Annotated in this window: 21 protein-coding genes; 11 read left to right on the forward strand and 10 right to left on the reverse strand. The window is 64.7% G+C overall.

Features of this window, described 5'->3' with window-relative positions; translation table 11 throughout:
- Positions 1-13 precede the first annotated feature (13 nt).
- Together AC07ZH_RS19185 and AC07ZH_RS19190 are read left to right on the forward strand one after the other, a co-directional pair.
- Entirely contained in the window at positions 14-1,030 is a 1,017-nt protein-coding gene (locus AC07ZH_RS19185; protein ID WP_495200927.1) for a chloride channel protein, read from the forward strand.
- Positions 1,024-1,851 carry a CBS domain-containing protein gene (locus AC07ZH_RS19190; RefSeq protein WP_495200928.1) on the forward strand — a complete coding sequence of 276 codons (828 nt, stop codon included), beginning with the start codon at positions 1,024-1,026 and terminating at the stop codon, positions 1,849-1,851. Before AC07ZH_RS19185 ends, AC07ZH_RS19190 begins: the two co-directional genes overlap by 7 nt.
- Here AC07ZH_RS19190 and AC07ZH_RS19195 read toward each other — a convergent pair.
- The 6 genes from AC07ZH_RS19195 to AC07ZH_RS19220 all read right to left on the reverse strand — a co-directional run bounded on the left by AC07ZH_RS19195 (position 1,848) and on the right by AC07ZH_RS19220 (position 8,471).
- On the reverse strand, positions 1,848-3,470 hold the full coding sequence (locus AC07ZH_RS19195; RefSeq protein ID WP_495200929.1) for an HD domain-containing phosphohydrolase: 1,623 nt from the start codon (positions 3,468-3,470) through the stop codon (positions 1,848-1,850). The genes AC07ZH_RS19190 and AC07ZH_RS19195 overlap by 4 nt on opposite strands.
- Positions 3,471-3,552: 82 nt before the next feature.
- On the reverse strand, positions 3,553-4,065 hold the full coding sequence (locus tag AC07ZH_RS19200; RefSeq protein WP_495200930.1) for a disulfide bond formation protein B: 513 nt from the start codon (positions 4,063-4,065) through the stop codon (positions 3,553-3,555).
- A gap of 231 nt (positions 4,066-4,296) precedes the next feature.
- Positions 4,297-5,409 carry a sulfate/molybdate ABC transporter ATP-binding protein gene (locus AC07ZH_RS19205; protein ID WP_495200931.1) on the reverse strand — a complete coding sequence of 371 codons (1,113 nt, stop codon included), beginning with the start codon at positions 5,407-5,409 and terminating at the stop codon, positions 4,297-4,299.
- A gap of 163 nt (positions 5,410-5,572) precedes the next feature.
- The gene (gene cysW, locus AC07ZH_RS19210) at positions 5,573-6,472 is read right to left on the reverse strand and encodes a sulfate ABC transporter permease subunit CysW (RefSeq protein ID WP_495200932.1); all 900 of its coding nucleotides are present in this window, start codon (positions 6,470-6,472) and stop codon (positions 5,573-5,575) included.
- A gap of 139 nt (positions 6,473-6,611) precedes the next feature.
- Positions 6,612-7,475: a sulfate ABC transporter permease subunit CysT gene (gene cysT, locus AC07ZH_RS19215; RefSeq protein WP_495200933.1), complete on the reverse strand. Its 864-nt coding sequence runs from the start codon at positions 7,473-7,475 to the stop codon at positions 6,612-6,614.
- A 3-nt stretch (positions 7,476-7,478) separates the two neighbouring features.
- On the reverse strand, positions 7,479-8,471 hold the full coding sequence (locus AC07ZH_RS19220; RefSeq protein WP_495200934.1) for a sulfate ABC transporter substrate-binding protein: 993 nt from the start codon (positions 8,469-8,471) through the stop codon (positions 7,479-7,481).
- Between the two features lie 254 nt (positions 8,472-8,725).
- Between AC07ZH_RS19220 and AC07ZH_RS19225 the strand changes: the two genes are divergently transcribed.
- Entirely contained in the window at positions 8,726-9,733 is a 1,008-nt protein-coding gene (locus AC07ZH_RS19225) for a tellurite resistance/C4-dicarboxylate transporter family protein (RefSeq protein ID WP_495200954.1), read from the forward strand.
- A 3-nt stretch (positions 9,734-9,736) separates the two neighbouring features.
- On the opposite strand, the gene AC07ZH_RS19230 is transcribed toward AC07ZH_RS19225, so the two are convergent.
- The gene (locus AC07ZH_RS19230; protein WP_495200935.1) at positions 9,737-10,648 is read right to left on the reverse strand and encodes a LysR family transcriptional regulator; all 912 of its coding nucleotides are present in this window, start codon (positions 10,646-10,648) and stop codon (positions 9,737-9,739) included.
- Between the two features lie 112 nt (positions 10,649-10,760).
- Here AC07ZH_RS19230 and AC07ZH_RS19235 point away from each other — a divergent pair, with 112 nt between their 5' ends.
- Positions 10,761-11,408 (forward strand): FMN-dependent NADH-azoreductase, encoded by a 648-nt coding sequence (locus tag AC07ZH_RS19235; RefSeq protein WP_495200936.1) that lies wholly within the window; start codon positions 10,761-10,763, stop codon positions 11,406-11,408.
- Between the two features lie 198 nt (positions 11,409-11,606).
- Here AC07ZH_RS19235 and AC07ZH_RS19240 read toward each other — a convergent pair whose 3' ends face one another.
- Complete coding sequence (locus tag AC07ZH_RS19240; RefSeq protein WP_495200937.1) at positions 11,607-12,155, reverse strand: NADPH-dependent FMN reductase; 549 nt, start codon at positions 12,153-12,155, stop codon at positions 11,607-11,609.
- Positions 12,156-12,348: 193 nt separating this feature from the next.
- Positions 12,349-12,516, reverse strand: coding sequence for a hypothetical protein (locus tag AC07ZH_RS19245; protein WP_495200938.1), 168 nt, complete (start codon positions 12,514-12,516; stop codon positions 12,349-12,351).
- A gap of 113 nt (positions 12,517-12,629) precedes the next feature.
- On the opposite strand from AC07ZH_RS19245, the gene AC07ZH_RS19250 reads away from it, so the two are divergent.
- From AC07ZH_RS19250 to AC07ZH_RS19265, 4 genes are read left to right on the forward strand one after another with little or no spacing between them, the layout of a single operon-like run.
- Positions 12,630-13,607 (forward strand): TAXI family TRAP transporter solute-binding subunit, encoded by a 978-nt coding sequence (locus AC07ZH_RS19250; RefSeq protein WP_119107487.1) that lies wholly within the window; start codon positions 12,630-12,632, stop codon positions 13,605-13,607.
- The gene (locus tag AC07ZH_RS19255; RefSeq protein WP_495200939.1) at positions 13,604-15,655 is read left to right on the forward strand and encodes a TRAP transporter permease; all 2,052 of its coding nucleotides are present in this window, start codon (positions 13,604-13,606) and stop codon (positions 15,653-15,655) included. Before AC07ZH_RS19250 ends, AC07ZH_RS19255 begins: the two co-directional genes overlap by 4 nt.
- The gene (locus AC07ZH_RS19260) at positions 15,655-16,044 is read left to right on the forward strand and encodes a DUF1850 domain-containing protein (RefSeq protein WP_495200940.1); all 390 of its coding nucleotides are present in this window, start codon (positions 15,655-15,657) and stop codon (positions 16,042-16,044) included. Before AC07ZH_RS19255 ends, AC07ZH_RS19260 begins: the two co-directional genes overlap by 1 nt.
- A gap of 18 nt (positions 16,045-16,062) precedes the next feature.
- Positions 16,063-16,788 (forward strand): lipoate--protein ligase family protein, encoded by a 726-nt coding sequence (locus AC07ZH_RS19265; RefSeq protein ID WP_495200941.1) that lies wholly within the window; start codon positions 16,063-16,065, stop codon positions 16,786-16,788.
- Between the two features lie 338 nt (positions 16,789-17,126).
- On the opposite strand, the gene AC07ZH_RS19270 is transcribed toward AC07ZH_RS19265, so the two are convergent.
- Positions 17,127-18,143 (reverse strand): sulfate ABC transporter substrate-binding protein, encoded by a 1,017-nt coding sequence (locus AC07ZH_RS19270; RefSeq protein ID WP_495200942.1) that lies wholly within the window; start codon positions 18,141-18,143, stop codon positions 17,127-17,129.
- Positions 18,144-18,281: 138 nt separating this feature from the next.
- On the opposite strand from AC07ZH_RS19270, the gene AC07ZH_RS19275 reads away from it, so the two are divergent.
- The 3 genes from AC07ZH_RS19275 to AC07ZH_RS19285 all read left to right on the forward strand — a co-directional run bounded on the left by AC07ZH_RS19275 (position 18,282) and on the right by AC07ZH_RS19285 (position 21,496).
- Complete coding sequence (locus AC07ZH_RS19275; RefSeq protein WP_119107483.1) at positions 18,282-18,554, forward strand: oxidative damage protection protein; 273 nt, start codon at positions 18,282-18,284, stop codon at positions 18,552-18,554.
- Between the two features lie 65 nt (positions 18,555-18,619).
- The gene (mnmC1, locus tag AC07ZH_RS19280) at positions 18,620-20,464 is read left to right on the forward strand and encodes an FAD-dependent 5-carboxymethylaminomethyl-2-thiouridine(34) oxidoreductase MnmC1 (RefSeq protein WP_495200943.1); all 1,845 of its coding nucleotides are present in this window, start codon (positions 18,620-18,622) and stop codon (positions 20,462-20,464) included.
- Between the two features lie 228 nt (positions 20,465-20,692).
- On the forward strand, positions 20,693-21,496 hold the full coding sequence (locus AC07ZH_RS19285) for a sulfite exporter TauE/SafE family protein (protein WP_495200944.1): 804 nt from the start codon (positions 20,693-20,695) through the stop codon (positions 21,494-21,496).
- The last annotated feature ends 7 nt before the right edge of the window (positions 21,497-21,503 follow it).

Below are 21,503 nucleotides of genomic sequence, written 5' to 3' on the forward strand. Positions count from 1 at the left end.
TGAAAATTCCTGGATGGACAAACAGAAAGCAGACTCTCACACGCACGCGGCCCTGCCGATATCGCCGAACCTCGATTCGGCCCTGCTGGACGCGAACATGGCCCGCAGCGCACAGTTGCTGGACCAGCGGATGGTCTGGTTGAGTGGCCTGGCCATGGGACTGGGCGTGCTGGCGGCCTTTGTCGCTTATGTGCTGACGCACTTGATCGGGTTTGTCACCAACATCGCCTTCTATGGGCGCTTGAGCACCGAATTCACCAGCCCCGCCCACAACCAGCTCGGCGCGTGGGTGATTGTGGTGCCTGCCATCGGGGGCCTGATCGTGGGCTTCATGGCGAAATGGGGGTCCAAGGCGATCCGTGGGCACGGCATTCCCGAAGCGATGGAGCAGATTCTTCGCAATGAGAGCCGGATTCCAGCCCGCATCACCTGGCTCAAACCGGTGTCGTCTGCGGTGGTGATCGGAACCGGCGGCCCATTCGGGGCCGAGGGCCCCATCATTGCCACCGGCGGCGCACTGGGTTCGCTGCTGGGGCAGCTTATTCACGTCACCGCTGACGAGCGAAAAATTCTGCTTGCCGCCGGTGCTGCGGCCGGCATGGCGGCTATTTTCTCAGCGCCCGTGTCGGCAGTGCTACTGGCCGTCGAGCTGCTTCTCTTCGAGCGCCGCGCACGCTCGTTGATCCCGGTGGCCCTGGCCGCTGCCGCCGCCACCGCCATCCACTACCGGCTGGAAGGCACCGAGGCCGTGTTTGCCATGGCGGCCGTGGCGACACCGGGCACAGCCGCACTGGTGCTGTACACCTTGTTGGGCGCGTTGCTGGGCGCTATCGGCGTAGGCATTACCAAGCTGACCTACGGCATCGAAGATGCTTTCGAAAAACTCCCCGTGCACTGGGTCTATTGGCCCGCGCTCGGTGGCCTGGTGGTTGGCGCCATCGGCTACATCGACCCCCAAACCTTGGGTGTCGGCTACGACAACATCGCCGCCATCCTGAACGGGCATCTGGCCGTTGGCGCGCGGTGCTGAAATTCGTTTCCTGGTCGATCGCACTGGGCAGCGGCACGTCCGGCGGGACGCTGGCACCACTTTTCACCGTCGGCGGCGCTCTGGGAGGCATCCTCGGCGCCCTGCTGGCCACCTGGCTCCCGGCACTGGGCATGGACCCCCGCATTGCTGCGCTGGTGGGCATGGCGGCCATCTTCGCCGGCGCATCGCGTGCGTTTCTGGCCTCGGTGGTGTTCGCGTTTGAAACCACCCAACAGCCTCACGGGCTGCTTCCTCTGCTCTCAGGATGCGCTGCGGCCTACCTTGTGTCTGGTCTGTTGATGCGCCACACCATCATGACCGAGAAGATCACGCGCCGCGGCGTTCGGGTGCCGTCAGACTACAGCGCCGACTACCTTGACCAGGTCACGGTAGGCGACATCTGCAGCCGCGACGTCGCCTGGCTCGAGAGCACGCAGCGCATCGGCGAAGTCAGGAAATGGATCGACGAAGGCCATACGCGCGCGCAGCACCAGGGGTTCCCCGTTTTCAAATCAGGCACGCTGATCGGCGTGGTCACGCGCAAGGATTTGCTTAAACCCTCTATCCCGGGCGATGCCTGCGTCGAGCAATTGGTTCACCGCCCGGCGCTGGTCGTCCAGGAAAGTCACTCTGCGCGCGAAGCGGCCGACCACATGGTGGAAGCCCATGTCGGGCGCCTGGTGGTGTTGGCCGACGGCAGCCGCACGGACATGGTGGGTATCGTCACCCGTGGCGACCTGCTGGCTGCGCACAGCCAGCGCATCAAGGAAGCCCGCCAGACGCACCGGCACCTGACGACGCCATTTCACCCGAAGAACTAGCTGGTAAAAGTAGTGGCGGTATCGATCTGCTCAGGGTCGAGAAAGCGCTCGGCATAGCGCTGGTAGACACGCTCGCGCACAAACACCTCAAACAGATCAGGGTCGATGTGCCCGCCATGCTTCATGCGCTCCATGATGGCCAGCGCCTGCGAGAGCTTCATGCCGCTCTTGTACGGCCGGTCGGCGGCTGTCAGGGCCTCGAAGATGTCGGCAATGCCCATCATGCGGGCCTGCACCGGCATCTGCTCGCGCGTAAGCCCACGTGGGTAGCCCTTGCCGTCCATGCGCTCGTGGTGGCCTCCGGCGTATTCGGGCACATTCTTCAGGTGGTGCGGCCAGGGCAAGGCCTCCAGCATCTTGATGGTGGCGACGATGTGGTAGTTGATGGTGTCGCGTTCGGCCTGGGTCAGCGTCCCGGCGCGGATCGTGAGGTTCTCGACCTCTTCAGCGCTCAGGAACGTCGTCTGCACGCCATCGGCATTGCGCCACTGGCGCTGCGTGCCCATGTCGCGCACGCGCTGCTGGTCGGTTGGCTGCATCGCCTCGACGCCCAGGTTGCAGCGGCGCAGAAACGCCCGGTCCTCGTCAATCGCCTTCATTTCGCGCTGCAGGCCGGCGGTGGCCACCGCTTCGGCGCCGGCATCCACCACCGGGCGCAAGGCAAGCTGGGCACGCAGGGCGGCAAGCTCGGCGTCACGCCGCAACACTTCGAAGCGCGTATCGATGAGGCCAATGCGGTCGTACAAGGTTTGCAGTTTGGTGGCCTTGTCCACCACATGCACGGGCGTCGTGATCTTGCCGCAGTCGTGCAGCAGCCCGGCCATCTGCAGCTCGTAGCGGTCGCGCTCGCTCATATGAAAGTCCGCCAGCGGGCCCGTGGTGGTGGCGTCCGCCGCCTCGGCCAGCATCATGGTCAGCTCGGGCACGCGCTCGCAGTGGCCGCCCGTATAAGGCGATTTTTCGTCGATGGCGATGTTGATGAGCTTGACGAAGGATTCAAACAGGCGCTCAAGCTGGGTAATGAGCAAGCGGTTGGACAGGGCAATGGCGGCCTGCGAGGCGAGCGATTCGCTCAGGCTCTGGTCGGCGCTGGAGAACGGCACGACTTGCCCGGTTTCCGGATCCAGGGCGTTGAGGAGCTGCAAGACACCGATCAGATCGCCCTGGTGGTCCGTCATGGGCACGGTGAGGAAGGAGCACGAGCGGTAGCCGGTGCGCTGGTCGAAGGCCCGCGTGCCCGAAAAATCGAAACCTTGTTGCGAATACGCGTCTGCGATATTGACGGCGCGACCATGCAGCGCCGCATGCGCCGCGACCAACGCGTCGTTCGGCGAGCCATCGGGCCGGCGCAGCGGCAAGTCAGGCAAGTCAATCGGCTTGCCCGTGGTGCCGCCAAGCCGTATGTCCAGCGAATCGGTGCGCATGATTTCAAAGTGCAGTGCGCTGCCGTCTTCGGTCACGCTGTAGAGCGTGCCGCCATCGGCGCCCGTGAGGGTCTTGGCCGCTTCCAGGATGTTTTCCAGCAAGCGCGCGATATTGCGTTCGCGCGAAAGCTCTGCGCCGATGCGGTTGAGCTGATCCAACCGGGCGAAAAGGTCCATCGCGGATTGTTTTTCCATCGCCGCTCCCCTTGCGTGCCCGCGGTGCTGGGCTTAACGAATGGTAGCGAATCTCACAGCCCTGCACAGGGCTGTCCCACGATTAAGCAACCGCATAGCGCCGACTGCGCGCCAAAAGAACCAGCAGCACCACCGCAAAGCCCACGAAGCAGACAAAGGACCAGTTGGCAATCGAGCCCCCAAGGAAGGTCCAGTCCACCGCCGCACAGTCGCCCGAGCCACGGAAGATCATGGGAATGGCCCGGCTGAAAGAGTAGTTCTCGATCATCCCGTAGAAATCGCGCCCGCACATGGCGAACTCGGGCGGGTACCACTGAAGCCAGGTCTGGCGCGCGGCGGTGAAGGCACCAAAGCCACTGGACAACAAGGCCAATAGCGACCAAGACACTATCCAGCCTTTTTTGCCGTTAGCGCTTGCCAGACCTGTGAATATAGCTACCAAAACAAGAGCGTAGCGCTGCACGATGCACATCGGACAAGGCTCCAGGCCGACCACGTGCTGCAGGTACAGGCCAAAAGCCAGCAGGCCGATGCAGGCGAGGCACATCAGTGCCAGGATGCGGCGCGGCGCGGTGTGGAACCAGTCGAGAATCATCAAAACCCCAAAATGTCAAATAGGCAGCACTCCGGCAAAGGAGCACCTTAGGGCAATGTTGAACAAGTCCCTCACGCGCCACGCATCCGTACCTCGGGCGGTCTGCGGCGTTGCAAATCCTCGCCATAGCTGCGGCTATGGCGAGGATTTGCGCCTTGCATCCCATCCCGATGCACGGCGCGCGTCATCGCGGTGACTTGTTCAGCATCGCCTTAGATCGTAAACACCTTCCTAAATGCCTGCCGCCTGATCAAGGAAAACCTTGGCGCGGCGCGGCGTGACCAGCAGCGTCTCGCCTTCGCGAAACGCCATGTCCCGAAACTGCTGCGCCGGAATTTGCGCCTCAATCACCATTTCGGGGTTTGCATTGTCGGCTGCTTTGGCGCTCGCCTGCGGGATAAGTTCCAGCCGCGCGATGGGGCCCACGACGATAGCGCGGGTCAGGACGGCCAGCAACGCGTTGGCCGGCACCGGCGCGCCGACGCCAGGCCTCTCCACGTCCAGGTCATGCGGGCGCACATAGGCCAGCACTTTTTCGTTCTGCGCCGCGCCGTGTTCAGGCGCGGGCAATTGCATGCCGCCCACCTGGGCCTGTCCCTCGTGCGCGCGGCCATGAAACAGGTTTACGTCGCCCAGAAAGCCGTACACGAACGGGCTCGCCGGGTGGTCCCACACCTCCTGCGGCGAGCCGCTTTGCTCGATGCGGCCCTTGTTGATGACGACCACGCGGTCGGCCACCTCCAGCGCTTCCTCCTGGTCGTGGGTGACGAAGATGCTGGTCACGTGCAGCTCGTCGTGCAGGCGGCGCAGCCAGCGGCGCAACTCCTTGCGCACCTTGGCGTCGAGCGCGCCAAAGGGTTCATCAAGCAGTAGTACCTTGGGCTCCACCGCGAGCGCGCGCGCCAGGGCAATGCGCTGGCGCTGCCCACCCGAGAGCTGCGAAGGGTGGCGCTCGGCCAGCCAGTCGAGCTGCACCAGCGCCAGCAGGTCCATCACCTTCTTTTTGATCTGCGCTTCGCTAGGGCGCAGTTTGCGCGGCTTCATGCGCAGGCCGAAGGCAACGTTTTCAAACACCGTCATATGGCGAAACAGCGCGTAGTGCTGAAACACAAAACCCACGCCGCGCTCGCGCACGTGCACGTCGGTGGTGTCTTCGCCTGAAAAGTGGATGCTGCCGCTATCCGGCGTTTCCAGTCCGGCGATGATGCGCAGCAGCGTCGTCTTGCCGCAGCCCGACGGCCCGAGCAAGGCGATGAGTTCGCCCGAGGCAATGTCCAGGTTGACGTCGTCCAGCGCGCGGAAGCCGCCGAACTGCTTGCTGATGTTGCGGATTTCGATGCTCATGATGGGGTGCTGTCCTTCAATATTCCGTATCGCTGCGCTTCGGCTATAGGCCACGAAACCGACGCAGCCCAAGTCAGCGGTCGCCGCGCAAGGGCCGCCCCGCCGCTCTGGCGTCGTCCCCCTTCCCGGCAAAGCCGAGAGAAGGGGGAAGCCGCGCAGCGGCTCAGGGGGTTGTCGGTTTCTCCTGCGGGCGCTCTGGCGGGAGATCGGCGGCCAGGCGCAACTGTTGTTCTTGCCGCCACTCGGCTACGCTCTTGATGACCAGCGTGACCAGGGCCAGCAGGGCCAGCAGCGAGGCGACGGCAAAGGCCGCAACCGATTGGTACTCGTTGTACAGAATTTCGACGTGCAGCGGCATGGTGTTGGTCTGGCCGCGGATATGGCCCGAGACCACCGACACCGCGCCAAACTCGCCCATGGCGCGGGCGTTGCACAAAATCACACCATAGACCAGGCCCCACTTGATGTTGGGCAGCGTGACGTGCCAGAAGGTCTGCCAGCCGCTCGCGCCGAGCACGATGGCCGCCTGCTCCTCGTCATTGCCCTGGGCCTGCATCAGCGGAATCAGTTCGCGGGCAATGAAGGGCACGGTGACGAAGACGGTCGCCAGCACGATGCCCGGCACGGCGAAGATGATCTTGATGTCGTGCGCCGCCAGCCACGGCCCCAACCAACCATTGGCACCGAAGATCAGCACGTAGGTCAGGCCCGCCACCACGGGCGAGACGGAAAACGGCAGATCCACCAGCGTCGTCAAAAACGCCTTGCCACGGAATTCGTACTTGGCGATGCACCAGGCGGCGGCGATGCCGAACACCAGGTTCAGCGGCACGGCAATCAATGCCGTCAGCAAGGTCAGGCGAATCGCAGCCCAGGCATCGGGCTCGCGCAGTCCGTCGAGGTAGGCGCCAAAACCCTTGCGCAGCGCCTCGGCGAACACAGCGGCCAGCGGCAACACCAGGAACAGCAGCATGAAGCCAAGCGCCAGCGCAATCAGCAGCAGGCGCACCCAGGGCGCTTCGGTGGTGCCGGCGCGCGCAGCGCCTACGGTACGGGGATTCATATCAGCTTTCCCATGCCCGATGCGCTCGAAGCCGGCGCGGCCCAGACCAGTGCACCCGTGGAACTGGCTCTGCCAGGCCACCGGGTGCGTCCCCCTCCCGCAGGAGAGGGGGAAGGCGCGAAGCGACTCAGGGGGTGTTTCATGCTTTTCGCCGCTGCCAGGCCTGCAAGGCGTTGATGAGCAGCAACAGCGCGAACGACATCACCAGCATGACCACGGCCACGGCGGTGGCGCCCGCCGTGTCGTACTGCTCCAGCTTGCCGATGATGATGAGCGGCGTGATCTCGGACACCATGGGCACGTTGCCCGCAATGAAGATCACCGAGCCGTATTCGCCCACTGCCCGCGCGAAGGCCATGGCAAAGCCCGTGAGCAGTGCCGGCGCGATGGACGGCAGCAATACCTTGGTGAACACCTGCCAGCGGTTGGCGCCCAGACTGGTGGCGGCCTCTTCCAGCTCGCGCTCGGTGTCTTCCAGCACCGGCTGCACGGTCCGCACCACGAACGGCAGGCTGATGAAAATCAGCGCCACCATGATGCCCGCCGGCTTGAAGGCCAACTGGATACCCAATGGCGCCAGCAGGCTGCCGACCCAGCCGTTGTCCGCCAGCAGCGAGGTCAGCGCAATGCCGGCCACGGCCGTGGGCAGGGCAAAGGGCAGATCGACCAGCGCATCGACGATGCGCTTGCCCGGAAACCGGTAGCGCACCAGCACCCAGGCAATCAAAAGGCCAAATACCAGGTTGACCAGCGCGGCGAGGAGCGAGGCCCCAAAGGTGAGCCGGTACGAAGCCAGCACGCGCGGCGACGCCACGGCGGACCAGAACTGCTCCCAGCTCAAACTGACGCTGGTGAAGACCAGCGCGGAGAGCGGGATCAGCACGATCACGCTCAGATAGAACAGCGTGTAGCCGAGCGTCAGCCCGAACCCGGGCAGCACGTGCCGGCTGGCACGCTTCGCCGGGCGCCCCGCGGGCGCCGGCACGGCAATCGCTGCGGCCATGTTTTATTGGCCGGGCGTGTACAGCTTGTCGAACTGGCCGCCGTCGTTGAAGTGCACCTTTTGCGCCTCAGTCAGGCTGCCAAAGTACTTGGCCACGGTGAACTGCTTGATCGGTTTGAACAGGTCGGCGTGGCGTGCCAGCACTTTTTCCGAGCGTGGGCGCACGGCGTGCCTGGCGGCGATTTCCTGCGCTTCGTCGGAATACAGGTAGTCGAGGTAGGCCTTGGCCAGTTCGGCCGTGCCCTTCTTGGCCACCGTGCGCTCAACCACCGCCACCGGGTTCTCGGCGGTGATGCTGACCGACGGGTACACCGCGTCAATCTTGCCGGCGCCGAATTCGCGCTCGATCGACACCACTTCCGATTCAAAAGTGATCAGCACATCACCGATGCCGCGCTGCACGAAGGTGGCCGTGGCATCGCGCCCGCCCTTGGCGAGGATAGGCACGTTTTTGTAGAGCTTGGCGACGAACTCTGCCGCTTGTGCATCGGTGCCGCCCTTCTCGCGCACCGAGCCCCACGCCGCCAGATAGGCGTAGCGGCCGTTCCCGCCGGTCTTGGGGTTGACCACAATCACCTTCACGCCGGGTTTGATGAGATCGTCCCAATCCTTGATGCCCTTGGGGTTGCCCTTGCGCACCATGAACAGCATGGTCGACGTGGTAGGCGACGCGTCGTAAGGAAACTTCTTTTGCCAGTCTTTGGCCACCACACCGTGGTCAGCGAGAAACTGCACGTCGGTGGTGGTGTTCATGGTGACGACGTCGGCCGCCAGGCCGTCGTTCACGGCGCGCGCCTGGGCGCTGGAGCCGGCGTGCGACTGGTCCACCTTCACATCCTTGCCGGTCGTTTTCTTGTAGTGCGCAATAAAGGCAGGGTTGTATTCCTTGTAGAACTCCCGCGCCACGTCGTAGGAGACATTGAGCAAGGTGGTCTGGGCCGAAGCCAACGAACTGGCGCCAAGGGCCAGGGCGGCGAGCAGGAAGCGAATTTTCATGGAACAAACAGGCGCGAGAAGCCAGGAAATTGCGGGAATGCTTTGATTCTGCGCAGCAGATATTTAAAACTCAAAAGAATATTTATTCTTAAAGTCATATGAAAAAAGAATAAGTCACGCTCTCTCGCGGCCTTCCCGCAGTCCTATCATCCAACGCGTATCCCGGCATTCACCCCTCATCCAATTGGATTCTTGCTGTGACCACTCTGCCCCTTCAGCCCACAGAGCCGGCTTGGCGTGCCGCCCTGGCCGACATGTCGCCGGCCAACTTCGGCATGGTCATGGCCACTGGCATCGTGTCGATGGGCTGCAACATGCTGGGTCTGCATGCGCTGGCGCTGGTGCTGTTTGCGCTCAACCTGCTGCTCTATGCCGTGATGTGGGCGCTCTATCTGGCGCGCCTGATGCTCTTTCGCCGGCGGTTTCTGAACGACCTGCTGGACCACCTGCGCGGGCCGGGATTCTTCACGGCCGTGGCAGCCACCAATGTGGTGGGCAGCCAGTGCCTGCTGCTGGTGCACTGGACCCGCGTCGGGGTCGCGTTCTGGATCATTGGTCTGGCGCTGTGGTTGCTGTTGACCTACACCATCTTCACGGTGCTCACCATCAAGGAAAACAAGCCCACGCTGGACCGCGGCATCAGCGGCGGCTGGCTGCTGGCGGTGGTGGCAACGCAGTCGGTGGCCGTGCTCAGCGCGCTGCTGGCCACGCACATTGACCAACCTTTGCGGCTGGAGCTGAACTTCTTCGCGCTCTCGATGTGGCTGTGGGGCGGCATGCTCTACATCTGGATGATGTCGCTCATCTTCTACCGCTACACCTTCTTTCCGTTCAGCCCGGGCGATCTCTCGCCGCCCTACTGGATCAACATGGGCGCCATGGCGATCTCGACGCTGGCGGGTTCGCTGCTCATCATCAACACGCCAGACGCGCCTTTCATCGCCTCGCTGCTGCCCTTTCTGAAGGGTTTCACGGTGTTTTACTGGGCCACCGGCACCTGGTGGATTCCCATGCTGCTGGTGCTGGCCGTCTGGCGCTACGGCACCAAGCAGTTTGGCCTGCACTACGACCCCTTGTACTGGGGCGCTGTGTTCCCCCTGGGCATGTACGCTGCGTCCACGCAGGAAATGCGCCTGGCGATGGGCTTTGATTTCCTCCGTGTGCTGCCGGAGGTGTTCCTGGGCGTAGCGCTGCTCACCTGGAGCATTGCCGGCACCGGTGCGGCCAAACAGGCATGGCGCATCACGGTGCGCGGGCGCTGAAGATCAGCCGGACAAGCCGCTGTGCCCCGGCACGGTTTCCGCCAGAAAATCAAGGAACTTGCGCACGGCTGGGGCGAGACCGCGGCGCGAGGGAAACACTGCATGGAAAATGCCTTGGGGCTGCGCCCAGTCGGGCAGCACGCGCACCAGGGTTCCCTGGCGGATTTCGTCCTGGCACATGTAGTCAGGGAGCCAGCACAGCCCGGTCCCCGCGACTGCCGCGAACTTAAGCGTGAGCAGGTCGTCGGCCACGTAGCGCGGCTGGTGCTGCACGGTCTCGCGCACGCCGCCAGGGCCAATCAAGCTCCATGACGCCTTGCCGTCCTGGGCCGACATGGCAATGCTGTCGAGTTTGGCCAGATCGGCCAGCGTGCGCGGCGCCCCCTGGCGCTCCAGCAGCCTGGGGCTGGCGACCAACACCTGGCTGGTGCGGTCGAGCCGCTTGACGACCATGCTGGCGCTGCCCTCCACCGATTCGCGCACGCGCAGCCCCACGTCCACGCCTTCTTCCACCAGATTCACCGCACGGTTGCTCACCAGCATCTCTACCCGTACCAGCGGGTAGCGGGCGAGAAACGCCGGCATCAGCTCGCCCAGCACGGAATGGGCAATCGTTACCGGACAGCTCACGCGCAGCGTACCGCGCGGCTCGGTCTGCACTTGGGCCACGGTGTCGGCCGCCGCCTGGGCCGACTCGCGCACCGCCTGGCAGTGGCGCAGGAAGGCCTCGCCCACATCGGTCAGCGAGAGCTTGCGCGTGGTGCGGTGCAGCAGGCGCACGCCGAGCTGGCTCTCCAGCTCCGACACCCGGCGCGAGAGCCGCGACTTCGGAATCCCCAGCACCCGCCCGGCCGCCGCAAAGCCGCCGCGTTCGACCACCTCGGCGAAATACAGCATGTCGTTGAGGTCTTGCATGGTGGATGGTCTCTTGAATAGAACAATGAAACGCGATATTGCCATCTTCTCGTCAATTGCGCTTGCCACGAAACTCTATCCATTCGCTTCACACCGCGTTCAGGAGAACTTCATGCAACTGCTTCACATTGATTCCGCCATCACCGGCGCCCAGTCTGTCTCTCGCCAACTCAGCCGCCAGACGGTCGAGGGCTGGGTCGCTGCGCACCCAGGCACCCAGGTGACGCACCTGGACCTGGTGGCGGATGCCCCCGCCCACCTGAGCCAGGACGCCCTGTCGCTGCGCTTTGGGCAAACCGATGGGCTCACAGAGGCGCAACTGCGCGAGAACGCTGTCACCGAGCGCCTGTTGGCGCAGTTCCTGGCAGCCGACGTGATCGTCATTGGCACACCGTTCTACAACTTCAGCATTCCAACGCAGCTCAAGGCCTGGATCGACCGGCTGGCGCAGCCCGGCCGCACCTTCCGCTACACGGCCAGCGGGCCGCAAGGCCTGGCGGGCGGAAAGACCATCATCGTGGCCAGCAGCCGGGGCGGCGTGTATTCGACCAGCGAAGGCGGCCGTGCCATGGAGCACCAGGAGAGCTACCTGCAAACGGTGTTCGGTTTCCTGGGCGTGACCGACGTGCGCTTCGTGCGCGCCGAGGGTCTGGGCATGGGCCCGGACGCCCGCGAAGCCGCCCTGGCGAGCGCAGCGAACGACATTCATCGCCACACGCAGACGGCGGCCAACGAGGCCCGCGTGGCCCAGGCGGCCTGAACGGCTCAGGCCAGAAATTTTGAATGAAATTGGCCTCTAGCGCTTATCCTACAAGCGCTAGCAGCTATTGATTCAGGAGTATCCGCGGCCCAGGTCATTCGGTTTCTCAATCAATCGAATACGCGAAGGCGAAGCGCCGACAGTACAGGCGTACGACAAGTGAAGCCGACAAAGCAATCGTTTGATTTAGAAATCGAATCAGGCGTGCCGCTTCACCCAGGCGACGTAGGCGTCCATCCAGCCCTGGACGAATGCGCGGCTGGCCTGGCCAATCTGCCCATCCTGGTCGAACAGGCCTTCCTTGGCCTGCAGAAACATCTCGGGCTGGCCCAGCGTGGGCATGTTCAGATAGGCCAGCACATTGCGCAAATGCTGCTGGGCCATGGCCGTGCCAATGGCACCGACCGACACGCCGAGCACCCCGGCGGGTTTGCCAGCCCAGGCATTCTTGCCGTAAGGGCGCGAGGCATGGTCAATCGCATTTTTCAGTACGCCGGGGATTGACCGGTTGTACTCAGGCGTCACGAAAATCACGCCGCTCGCGGCGGAAATCTCCGCTTTCAGACGCTGCACCGGTTCGGACTGCTGGGCATCGTCGTCCTGGTCGTAGAGCGGCAGGTCGTCGATGCGCACCCGCTTGAGCTGCCAGCCCGGCGGCGCCATCTTGGTCAGGGCCTCGGCCAGTTGCCGGTTAAAAGAATTTTTGCGCAAGCTGCCGACCACCACGGCAATGGAAACGTTGCTCATCAAAAATCTCCTTGGGATGCTGTACCGGAGGCCATGATAGGCAGAACGCTCACACAGCGTACACACTGCTGCAACCTTTATTGCTATTTTAACTATAGCTGCTTACGTTTACAGGATAAGCGCTATAGCCAAATTTTCCTCAAAATTTTCAGCCAACGGCTCGCCGGACTCCGCGCGCACACGCGGTGCTGTCCTACGGCTGCGGCGCCAGGTTGTTGCGCGTGTCCAAGCCCTCGTGCCAACCGCCCTGCCAGTCGAATGGCACGGGATGTGCAGTCAACCAATGGCGGCAGGCCTGCGCGCCCGTCTGCGTGCGGCGTGCGGCGTGCGGCGTGCGCCAGGCACGGCAACTTTTCTCCATGGCCTTCGGGTGCACACCAATGCACGCACACCCCAGGCCCGCTACAGTTGCCCGTTCGTGGTGGCGCCCAGGCGCCGCCTTCGCGCCGTACGCTTTTCCTTCGGAGACACGCAATGACCCAATCCTCACTCGCCCTGCACCGCCGCACCTTGGTGCTGGGCGCCTTGACTGGCGCCACACTGCCGTTTTCGCGCCTGGCGCTGGCGCAGCAGAAATTCATCAATGTGCTGACCGGCGGCCAAAGCGGCGTGTATTACCCGATGGGCGTGGCACTTTCGCAGATCTACAGCAAGGCCATGCCCGACGCGAAAGTGACGGTGCAATCCACCAAGGCCTCGGCCGAGAACCTCAACCTGCTGCAGGCCGGCCGTGGCGAGATCGCCTTCACGCTGGCCGATGCGCTCTCAGCTGCCTGGAAGGGCGACAAGGAAGCAGGTTTTGCTGCGCCGCTCAAGAAGCTGCGTGCAGTGGCCGGCATTTACGCCAACTACATCCAGATCGTCGCCAGCGGCGATTCGGGTATCAAGACCATGGCCGACTTGAAGGGCAAGCGCATCTCCGTCGGCGCGCCCAAGTCGGGCACCGAGCTCAACGCCCGCGCCATCCTGAAGGCCGCGGGCCTGACCTACGCCGACTTTGCCAAGGTCGAGTACCTGCCCTTTGGTGAATCGGTCGAACTCATGAAGAACCGCCAGTTGGACGTGACGCTGCAGTCGGCGGGCCTGGGCGTCTCGTCCATCCGCGACCTGGCCACGGCGGTGAAGATTGTGGTGGTGGCGGTACCTGCCGACATCGTCGCCAAGGTGGGCGACGCGGCCTACCAGCCGGCCATCATTCCTGCCAACACCTACGAAGGCCAGAGTGCCGACGTGGCCACGGTGGCGATCCGCAACTTCCTGGTCAGCCACAGCGGTGTTCCCGACGACGAGGTCTACCTGATGACCAAGTCCATGTTCGAGAACCTGCCCAGCCTGGTCGCCGCGCACAACGCCGCCAAGGGCATACAACTGGCATCGGCCATGCAGGGCACCAGCGTCACCTTCCACCCCGGCGCCGAGAAGTACTACCGCGAGGCCGGCGTCCTCAAATGAGCGCAGCCGCTGCTCCGGCCTCAGCCGACGCGCAGTTGCAGACCCCCGATGCAGAACCGCCGGCCTTTGCCGGCGCTCTGTTCTGGGTGGCAGTTGCGTTTTCCGTGTTCCAGATTGTCACCGCAGCCTTCAGCCCGCTCTCAAGCAGCGTGGTGCGCGGCGTGCACGTGGGTTTTCTGCTGCTGGTCACTTTCGTGCTCTACCCACCGGCGCGCCAGCGCTGGCTGGGCTGGTGTGTGGGCGCCATCGCCTTTGGCACCGGCCTCTACCAATGGGTGTTTGAAGCGGACCTGGTGCAGCGCGCGGGCGAACTGACGCGCAGCGACCTCATCGTTGGCATTGCACTCATCGTGCTGGTCTTTGAAGCTGCGCGGCGCATCATGGGGCTGGCGCTGCCACTGGTATGTGCCGTGTTTCTTGCTTATGCGCTGCTGGGACAGTACCTGCCGGGCGTGCTCGCGCACCGGGGCTACGGCCTGGACCAGATCGTCGGGCAACTGGGCTTTGGCACCGAGGGCATTTACGGCACACCGACCTACGTGTCGTCGTCCTACATCTTCCTGTTCATCCTGTTTGGGGCGTTCCTGGAGCGCGCCGGAATGATCCAGCTCTTCACCGATTTTGCGCTGGGCCTGTTTGGCCACACCAAGGGCGGTCCGGCCAAGGTGGCGGTGGTCTCGTCGGGCCTGATGGGCACCATCAACGGTTCGGGCGTGGCCAATGTGGTCACCACCGGGCAGTTCACCATCCCGCTGATGAAGCGCTTTGGTTACGACGCCGCCTTTGCCGGCGGCGTCGAAGCCACGGCCAGCATGGGCGGGCAGATCATGCCGCCGGTGATGGGCGCCGTGGCCTTCATCATGGCCGAGACCATTGATGTGCCCTACCTGGAGATCTGCAAGGCCGCTTCGATCCCGGCGCTGCTGTACTTCTTCACCGCCTTCATCATGGTGCACCTGGAGGCAGGCCGGCGCGGCCTGGTGGGCATGCCCAAGGAGGATTGCCCTGACCCCTGGGCCGCCGTCAAGCTGCGCTGGTACCTGATCCTGCCACTGGCGGTGCTGGTGTGGCTGCTGTTCTCGGGCTACACGCCGCTCTTTTCCGGCATGGTGGGGCTGGCGCTCACGGTGGTGCTGATCTTTGGCGCCGCCATGACAGCGCGTTTCGGCGCACGGCCGCTGCAAATCATTTTCTGGGTACTGATAGGCCTGGCGGCGTCGAGCTTCTTCAAGTACGGCATTGGCGCCATCATTGCCTTGGCAGCCACCATGGCCGTGGTGCTGTGGTTCCTGCGCGGCGGTCGCGACACCCTGCGCATGGCGCTGCACGCCCTGGCCGAGGGGGCACGCCACGCGCTGCCGGTGGGCGTGGCGTGCGCGCTGGTGGGCGTGATCATCGGCGTACTCACCCTCACCGGCGCGGCCACGCTGTTTGCTGGCACCATCATCCAGATGGGCAAAAGCAGCCTGCTCCTCAGCCTGGTGCTGACCATGCTGGTGTGCCTGGTGCTGGGCATGGGCATTCCCACCATCCCCAACTACATCATCACCAGTTCGCTGGCGGCGCCGGCTCTGCTTGAACTCGGCGTGCCGCTGATCGTCTCGCACATGTTTGTCTTCTACTTCGGCATCATGGCCGACCTGACGCCGCCGGTGGCGCTGGCGGCTTTTGCCGCTGCGCCGATTGCGCGCGAGTCCCCCATGAAGATCGGCTTTCAGGCCATGCGCATTGCCGTTGCCGGCTTTGTCATCCCCTACATGGCGGTGTATGCGCCGGCATTGATGCTGCAAGGCAACGCAGGCTGGATCGCCACGCTGTACATCGTGTTCAAGGCCATCGTCGCCATCTTGCTGTGGGGCGGCGCGGCCATTGGCTACTGGATCAGGCCGCTCGCCTGGTGGGAGCGCGTCTGGGCCCTCGCGGCGGCGGGCTTCCTGGTGGCCGCCGTGCCCTTCACCGATGAAGTCGGTCTGGGCATGACGGCGCTCCTGGTGCTCTGGCACGGCATGCGCGTGCGCCAGACCAACCGCAGCCAGGCCCCGGCCTGATGCTCGCAGCCCTGTGCATGGCGGCCGGCGCGCTCACGCTGAGCCTGCCAGTCACCCACTTCACCCTGCGCTGGCAGCATTCCATCGAAAAAATTGCCTGGGAAGAGGACTACACCGTCGCCGGCCCCTGGCTGGCCATCACCGGGGCGCACATTCGCGGCTCCGGCGCTGGCATGGACCCACCAGACAACGCCTGGCTGGACCACGGTGTCTGGCACTACCGCCTGGCCGACCCCTGGCGCAAGGAAATCACCCTGGCACGCTCGCCTTACGTGCGCGATTACGATTTGTGCATGCGCGGAAAATGCACCCCCCTCTACCACTGGATTCCCGTCTCTGCCGGCACGACCACGCTGCGTGCCTGCGCCGCGCAGAATGCCCGCCCCTGAGCTGATGCCCTCATGACCATGCCCACCACCCACACGGTCGAACAAGAACAGGCCTGGAACAGCCGCCAGCTCGAAGCCCCCGTCACCACACCCCGCTTTCACGTCTGGACCTACGCCACGCCCACCATCGTGCTGGGCTGCTCGCAGCGCGCACTGCACGCCGAAGTGGCGGGCCGGCTGCCGCAAGGCTTGGCGCTGGTGCAACGCCCCTCGGGCGGCGGCGCAGTGCTGACAGGGCCCTGGCTGGTAGGCGCATCGGTCGTGCTGCCGATCACGCACCCCTGGGTGAGCGGCGGCCTGGTGGACAGCTACCGCGCACTGGGCCTGCTGCATGCCAGCGTGCTCGAAGGTCTCGGTATCCCCGCCCGTGCGCTGCCAAACACCGAGGTCGCGCAGGCCAACGCCGCCATGGGCGCCACGGTGGGCTGGGCCTGCTACGGCAGCCTCGCGCCCTGGGAGCTGACCGACACGCGCGGCCGCAAGCTCGTCGGCCTGGCACAGCGCCGCCAGCGCAATGGCATCCTGCTGGTGGCGGGGACGCTCAACACCGTGCCCGACTGGCCGCTGCTGTGCCATGCGCTCGGGCACCCGGAGGCTGCGGCGGAAATGCGGCGCCGCACGGTCGCCTGCGAGGAACTGACGGCTTGTCCACCCACAGCCGTGGCGCTCGCCGCCTGCCTGTCCGAGGCTTTGGCCCGCGCCTTGCCCGACGCACGACAGGCCTCCACGCCGGCGGCTCCCTGAGAACGTGTTCACGATCTCGCAGGAGCCGCGTTGGAGCGCAATCGGGATGAGTGGATGCTTCGGATGCGCCGCATGGGCTCATGCCCATGCAAGCAGCCGGGGCGTCCAATCACCCGATTTCGCTCCAACCCTTTGGGCAGTGGTCTTTGCGGGCGGTCTGCGGCGTTGCGGCGCTTGCCAATAGCAGGGCTATTGGCCGCCCACCGCGCCTTGCATTCCATCCCGCAAAGACCGCTGCGCGGCCTCTGGGAGATCGTGAACACGTCCTGAGAACCAGTACTGCGCTGACTCGCCAACCCCATGACGCTCGCCCGCGCATTGCCGTGATGCCGCCTCCCTTACTTCACGTATATCCGGTCGAAGCTCCCACCGTCGGCGAAATGGGCCTGGGAGGCCTTGGTCCAGCCGCCAAAGGCCTCACCAATGGTGAACAGCTTCAGCGCGGGAAACTGCGCCGCGTATTTGGCTTTGGCTGTAGGCGAGATCGGGCGGTAGAAATTTTTCCCGGCGATGTCTTGCCCCACTTCCGAGTACAAGTACTTCAAATAGGCCTCGGCCACGGCGCGCGTGCCTTTTTTGTCGACGACCTTGTCGACCACGGTGACGGCCGGCTCGGCCAGGATGCTGAGCGAGGGCAACACGATCTCCAGCGTCTCTCCGAACTCCTTTTTGAGCAGGTGTGCCTCGTTTTCCCAGGAAATAAATACGTCCCCCTGGGCGCGCTGCGCGAACGTGACCGAAGAGCCTCGCGCCCCGGAATCGAGCACCGGCACATTGGCAAAAAGTCTGCGCACAAATGCCTCCGCCTGGGCATCGCCGCCGTACTTGCGCTTGGCAAACTCCCAAGCCGCCAAATAGTTCCAGCGCGCTCCGCCCGAAGTTTTCGGATTGGGGGTAATCACGCTGACCCCAGGTTTGACCAAATCGTCCCAATCACGGATACCTTTTGGATTGCCCTGGCGCACCACCAGCACGATGGTGGACGTATAAGGCGAGGCATTGTTCGGCAGGCGTTGCTGCCAGTTCTGGGGGATCAGCTTGCCCACGCTGCACAAGGCGTCCGTGTCCCATGCAAGCGCGAGGGTGGCCACATCGGCCTGCAGCCCGTCAATAATGGAGCGCGCCTGCTTGCCCGACCCGCCGTGCGACTGCTGCAGGGTGAGTTCCTGACCGGTCTGCTCTTTCCAGTGCTTGATGAACGCCCGGTTGAACTCGGTGTACAGCTCTCGCGTTGGGTCGTACGACACGTTAAGCAGTGTCAGTCCTTGCGAAAACGCGGATTGCGATGCCGTTGCGAAACTGCCGGCAAGGGCAAGGGTCAGTGGAAACTTGATAAAGTGGCGGCGATTTTGCATGGGTGAGCCCAGAGGATGTGGATGGCGGCGGTCATTCACCGCTCGACGCATTCTGAGAAGTCTTTTTAAAAACTAAAACGATTAAAATTTCAGTTTTTAATACCCAAAATCATATAAACACTTCACAAGGAACACCGCATGGCACGCATGGTTCACTGCATCAAGCTCGGCAAGGACGCCGAAGGACTTGATTTCCCTCCCTACCCCGGCGAACTCGGCAAGCGCCTGTGGGAAAACGTCAGCAAAGAGGCCTGGGCCGCCTGGCTCAAGCACCAGACCATGCTGGTCAACGAGAACCGCCTGAACCTGGCCGACGCCCGCGCCCGCCAGTACCTGGCACGTCAGCTGGAACAGCATTTCTTTGGCGGCGGGGCTGACGCCGTGCAAGGCTACGTGCCGCCCAGCGCCTGAACACGCTTGCCTCTTCGCCACAGGGCGCCCGCTGCGGCGCCTTTTTTGTTGTCTGCCCTCCACCCATGCCCGTCACACCCCGCACCCCAAGGCCCCACGCAAACGACGCATGTCTGCTCGACTGCAGCCTGCCCACCGCCTGGGCCGGCGCTGCACAGTGGCGCATTCTGGACACCCATTTCGCTCTCGGCCACCACTTTCTGGCGACCTGGGCCGCCTGGCGCGCCGATCCGCTCCGACCCACGGTACTGCACTTCATAGCGATTGCGCCGCAGCCCACCAACCTGCCGGAGCTTGTCCGCACGGTGCAGCAAAACCCCGATCTGTTGCCCTTGGCCGAGTCGCTTGCGGCGCAGGCCTGGGGCTTGCTCCCGGGCATCCACCGCCTGGGTTTCGAGGCGGGCCGGGTGCTGCTGACCCTGTGTGTGGGCGACGCGCAACGCCTGCTGCGCGAGGAGCACTGGCGTTTCGATACGGTGCTGGCCTCCGATACCACCCAGCTCCAAAACGCCGATGGCGCCAAGGCCCTGGCACGCCACTGTGAGCGCGGCGCCCACCTTGTAGGCCCCCCTGTGGGGGTAGAGGCGCGCGCCGCGCTGGAGCAAGCCGGCTTTGTCATCGCATCAGCGCCACCCGAACCCGCCGAACCCGCCGAGCCTGGCAAAGCCGCCCTGTTGCGCGCTGTGTTCCAGCCACGTTGGGAGCCACGCGTGCGCACAACGGGCTTCAACCGTGCCGCGCCAATCCGGGTCGCACGCTGCGCGGTCATCGGCTGCGGCATCGCCGGTGCGTCCGTTGCGGCGAGTCTGGCGCGGCGCGGCTGGCAGGTGCATGTGCTGGACGCGGGCAACGGGCCTGCGGCAGGCGCATCGGGGCTGCCGGTCGGGCTTTTTGCACCGCACCTCTCACCCGATGACAACGTGTTTTCCAGGGTCTCGCGTGCCGGCGCCCGCGCCACGCTGGAGCAAGGCGCGCGCGTACTCCAAGCAGGCGCCGACTGGCAGCCCGGCGGCGTGCTGGAGCGCCGCCCTGCTGGCAACCCCGGTCTGCCCGCAGGCTGGGCCGACAGCCTTGGCACCGACTGGAGCACCACCGCCAATGGCGAGCAGTTGCGCGCCGCCGGCCTGCCCGAGAACAGCGATGCGTGCTGGCACCAGCGCGCCGGCTGGGTGCGGCCAGCGCGGCTGGTAGCTCGTTTGCTCGATGCACCCGGCATTCGCCTGCACACGCACAGCCGCGTGTCGCAACTCCATCGAATACAGGCCAACGGTGAGGGCCTGTGGCAATTGCGGGACGCTGGCGGTGCGCTGCTGGCAGAAGCCGAACTCGTGGTGCTGGCCGCCGGGCCGGCCTGCAATGCGCTGGTGCAGTCGCTCGGTTTGGCGCCGCTGCCGCTGGATGCCGTGCGCGGGCAGCTCTCTTGGGGTGTGCAGAAGGGCGGCATGGCCTTGCCCCCCTTCCCGGTCAATGGCAAGGGGGCGCTCGTCGGCCAAGTGCCAGGACCAAACGAACAACTTGCCTGGCATGCAGGCTCTACCTTCGAGCGTGGGCGCACCGAGCTACCGCCCGAGCCGCAGGAGCAGCAGGCGGCCCACCAGGTGAATTTGGCCAATTTGCAACAGCTCTTGCCCGACGCCGCACGGCAGCTGGCCCCTAGCTTTGCCGCCGATGCCCCCGGATTGCAGGCCTGGTCGGGCGTGCGCTGCACCTCACCCGACCGGCTGCCCATCGTCGGCCCCTTGGCGGCGGACCGCCTGCCGGGCCTGTGGGTGAGCACCGCCATGGGCGCCCGCGGCCTGACCCGGGCCATCCTGTGCGGCGAGCTGCTGGCGGCACGCCTGCACGGCGAACCGCTGCCGATGGAGGAGCGCCTGGCACGTGCCATGGGCACCGAGCGCCTGGAGAAATGAAACAACCCTCTGTGGCGCTTCGCGCCTTCCCCCTTCTCTCACCTGGCTGCGTGATGCGGAAAGGGGGATGCCACCAGCGCAGCGGGGCGGCCTTTGCGCGATGGCCGCTGGTAGGCCGCGAGTGACCCACCAAAAGCCCGCAACAAGCATTTTGCATAAGCTTATAGGCATATAAGAAGCACGAAACAGTCGTTTGTTTTTATAAGGACGCCCCCTAGAGTCGCGTCCATGCCTGATGTCGCCCTTGTTGTTGCCGGATTCGCGATTGGCCTCGTCATTGGCCTGACGGGGGTCGGCGGCGGTTCGCTGATGACCCCCGTGCTCATTTTCTTTTTCGGCATCAAAGCGCACTTGGCCGTTGGCACCGATCTGCTGTTTGCAGCGTTCACCAAGCTCAGCGGCACGGTGGGCCTGGCACGCCGGCGCATGGTGCCGTGGAACGTGGTGGCCCTGCTGTGCGCCGGCAGCATCCCTGCGGCCCTGGGCGCGCTCTGGCTGCTGCGCCACCTGGGCCCCACCAGCGAGCGCGTCCAGCACCTCATGACGACCACCCTGGGCGCGGCATTGCTGTTGACCGCGGCCTCCACGCTGTACAAGGCACTGGCCTTCTCGGCCAAGCACCAGGCCGCCGAGCAGGCGCGCCGCAGCGAAAGCGCCGCCACCGCCACGCAACCGCGCCACTGGAGCCTGCCCGTGCTGCTGGGGGCGGTGATCGGCACCCTGGTGACCTTCACCTCGGTGGGGGCAGGCGCCATTGGCGTCACGGTGCTGCTGCTGGTTTTCCCGCACCTGCCGCTGCCGCGCATCATCGCCGCCGATATTGCCTACGCCGTGCCCCTAACCCTCGTTGCCGGCCTGGGCCACGCATCGCTCGGCTCGGTGGACTGGGCCTTGCTGGCGCAGTTGCTGGTCGGCTCGCTGCCGGGCATCTGGCTGGGCTCACGGCTGGTCTCGCGCACACCCGAGCGGCTGGTGCGCTCGGCCCTCTCGCTGTTGCTGGCCTTTGCCGGCGTCAAGCTGGTCCTGATCTGATTTCCGG

This window comes from Simplicispira sp. GW247-4R2A, from assembly GCF_059424465.1.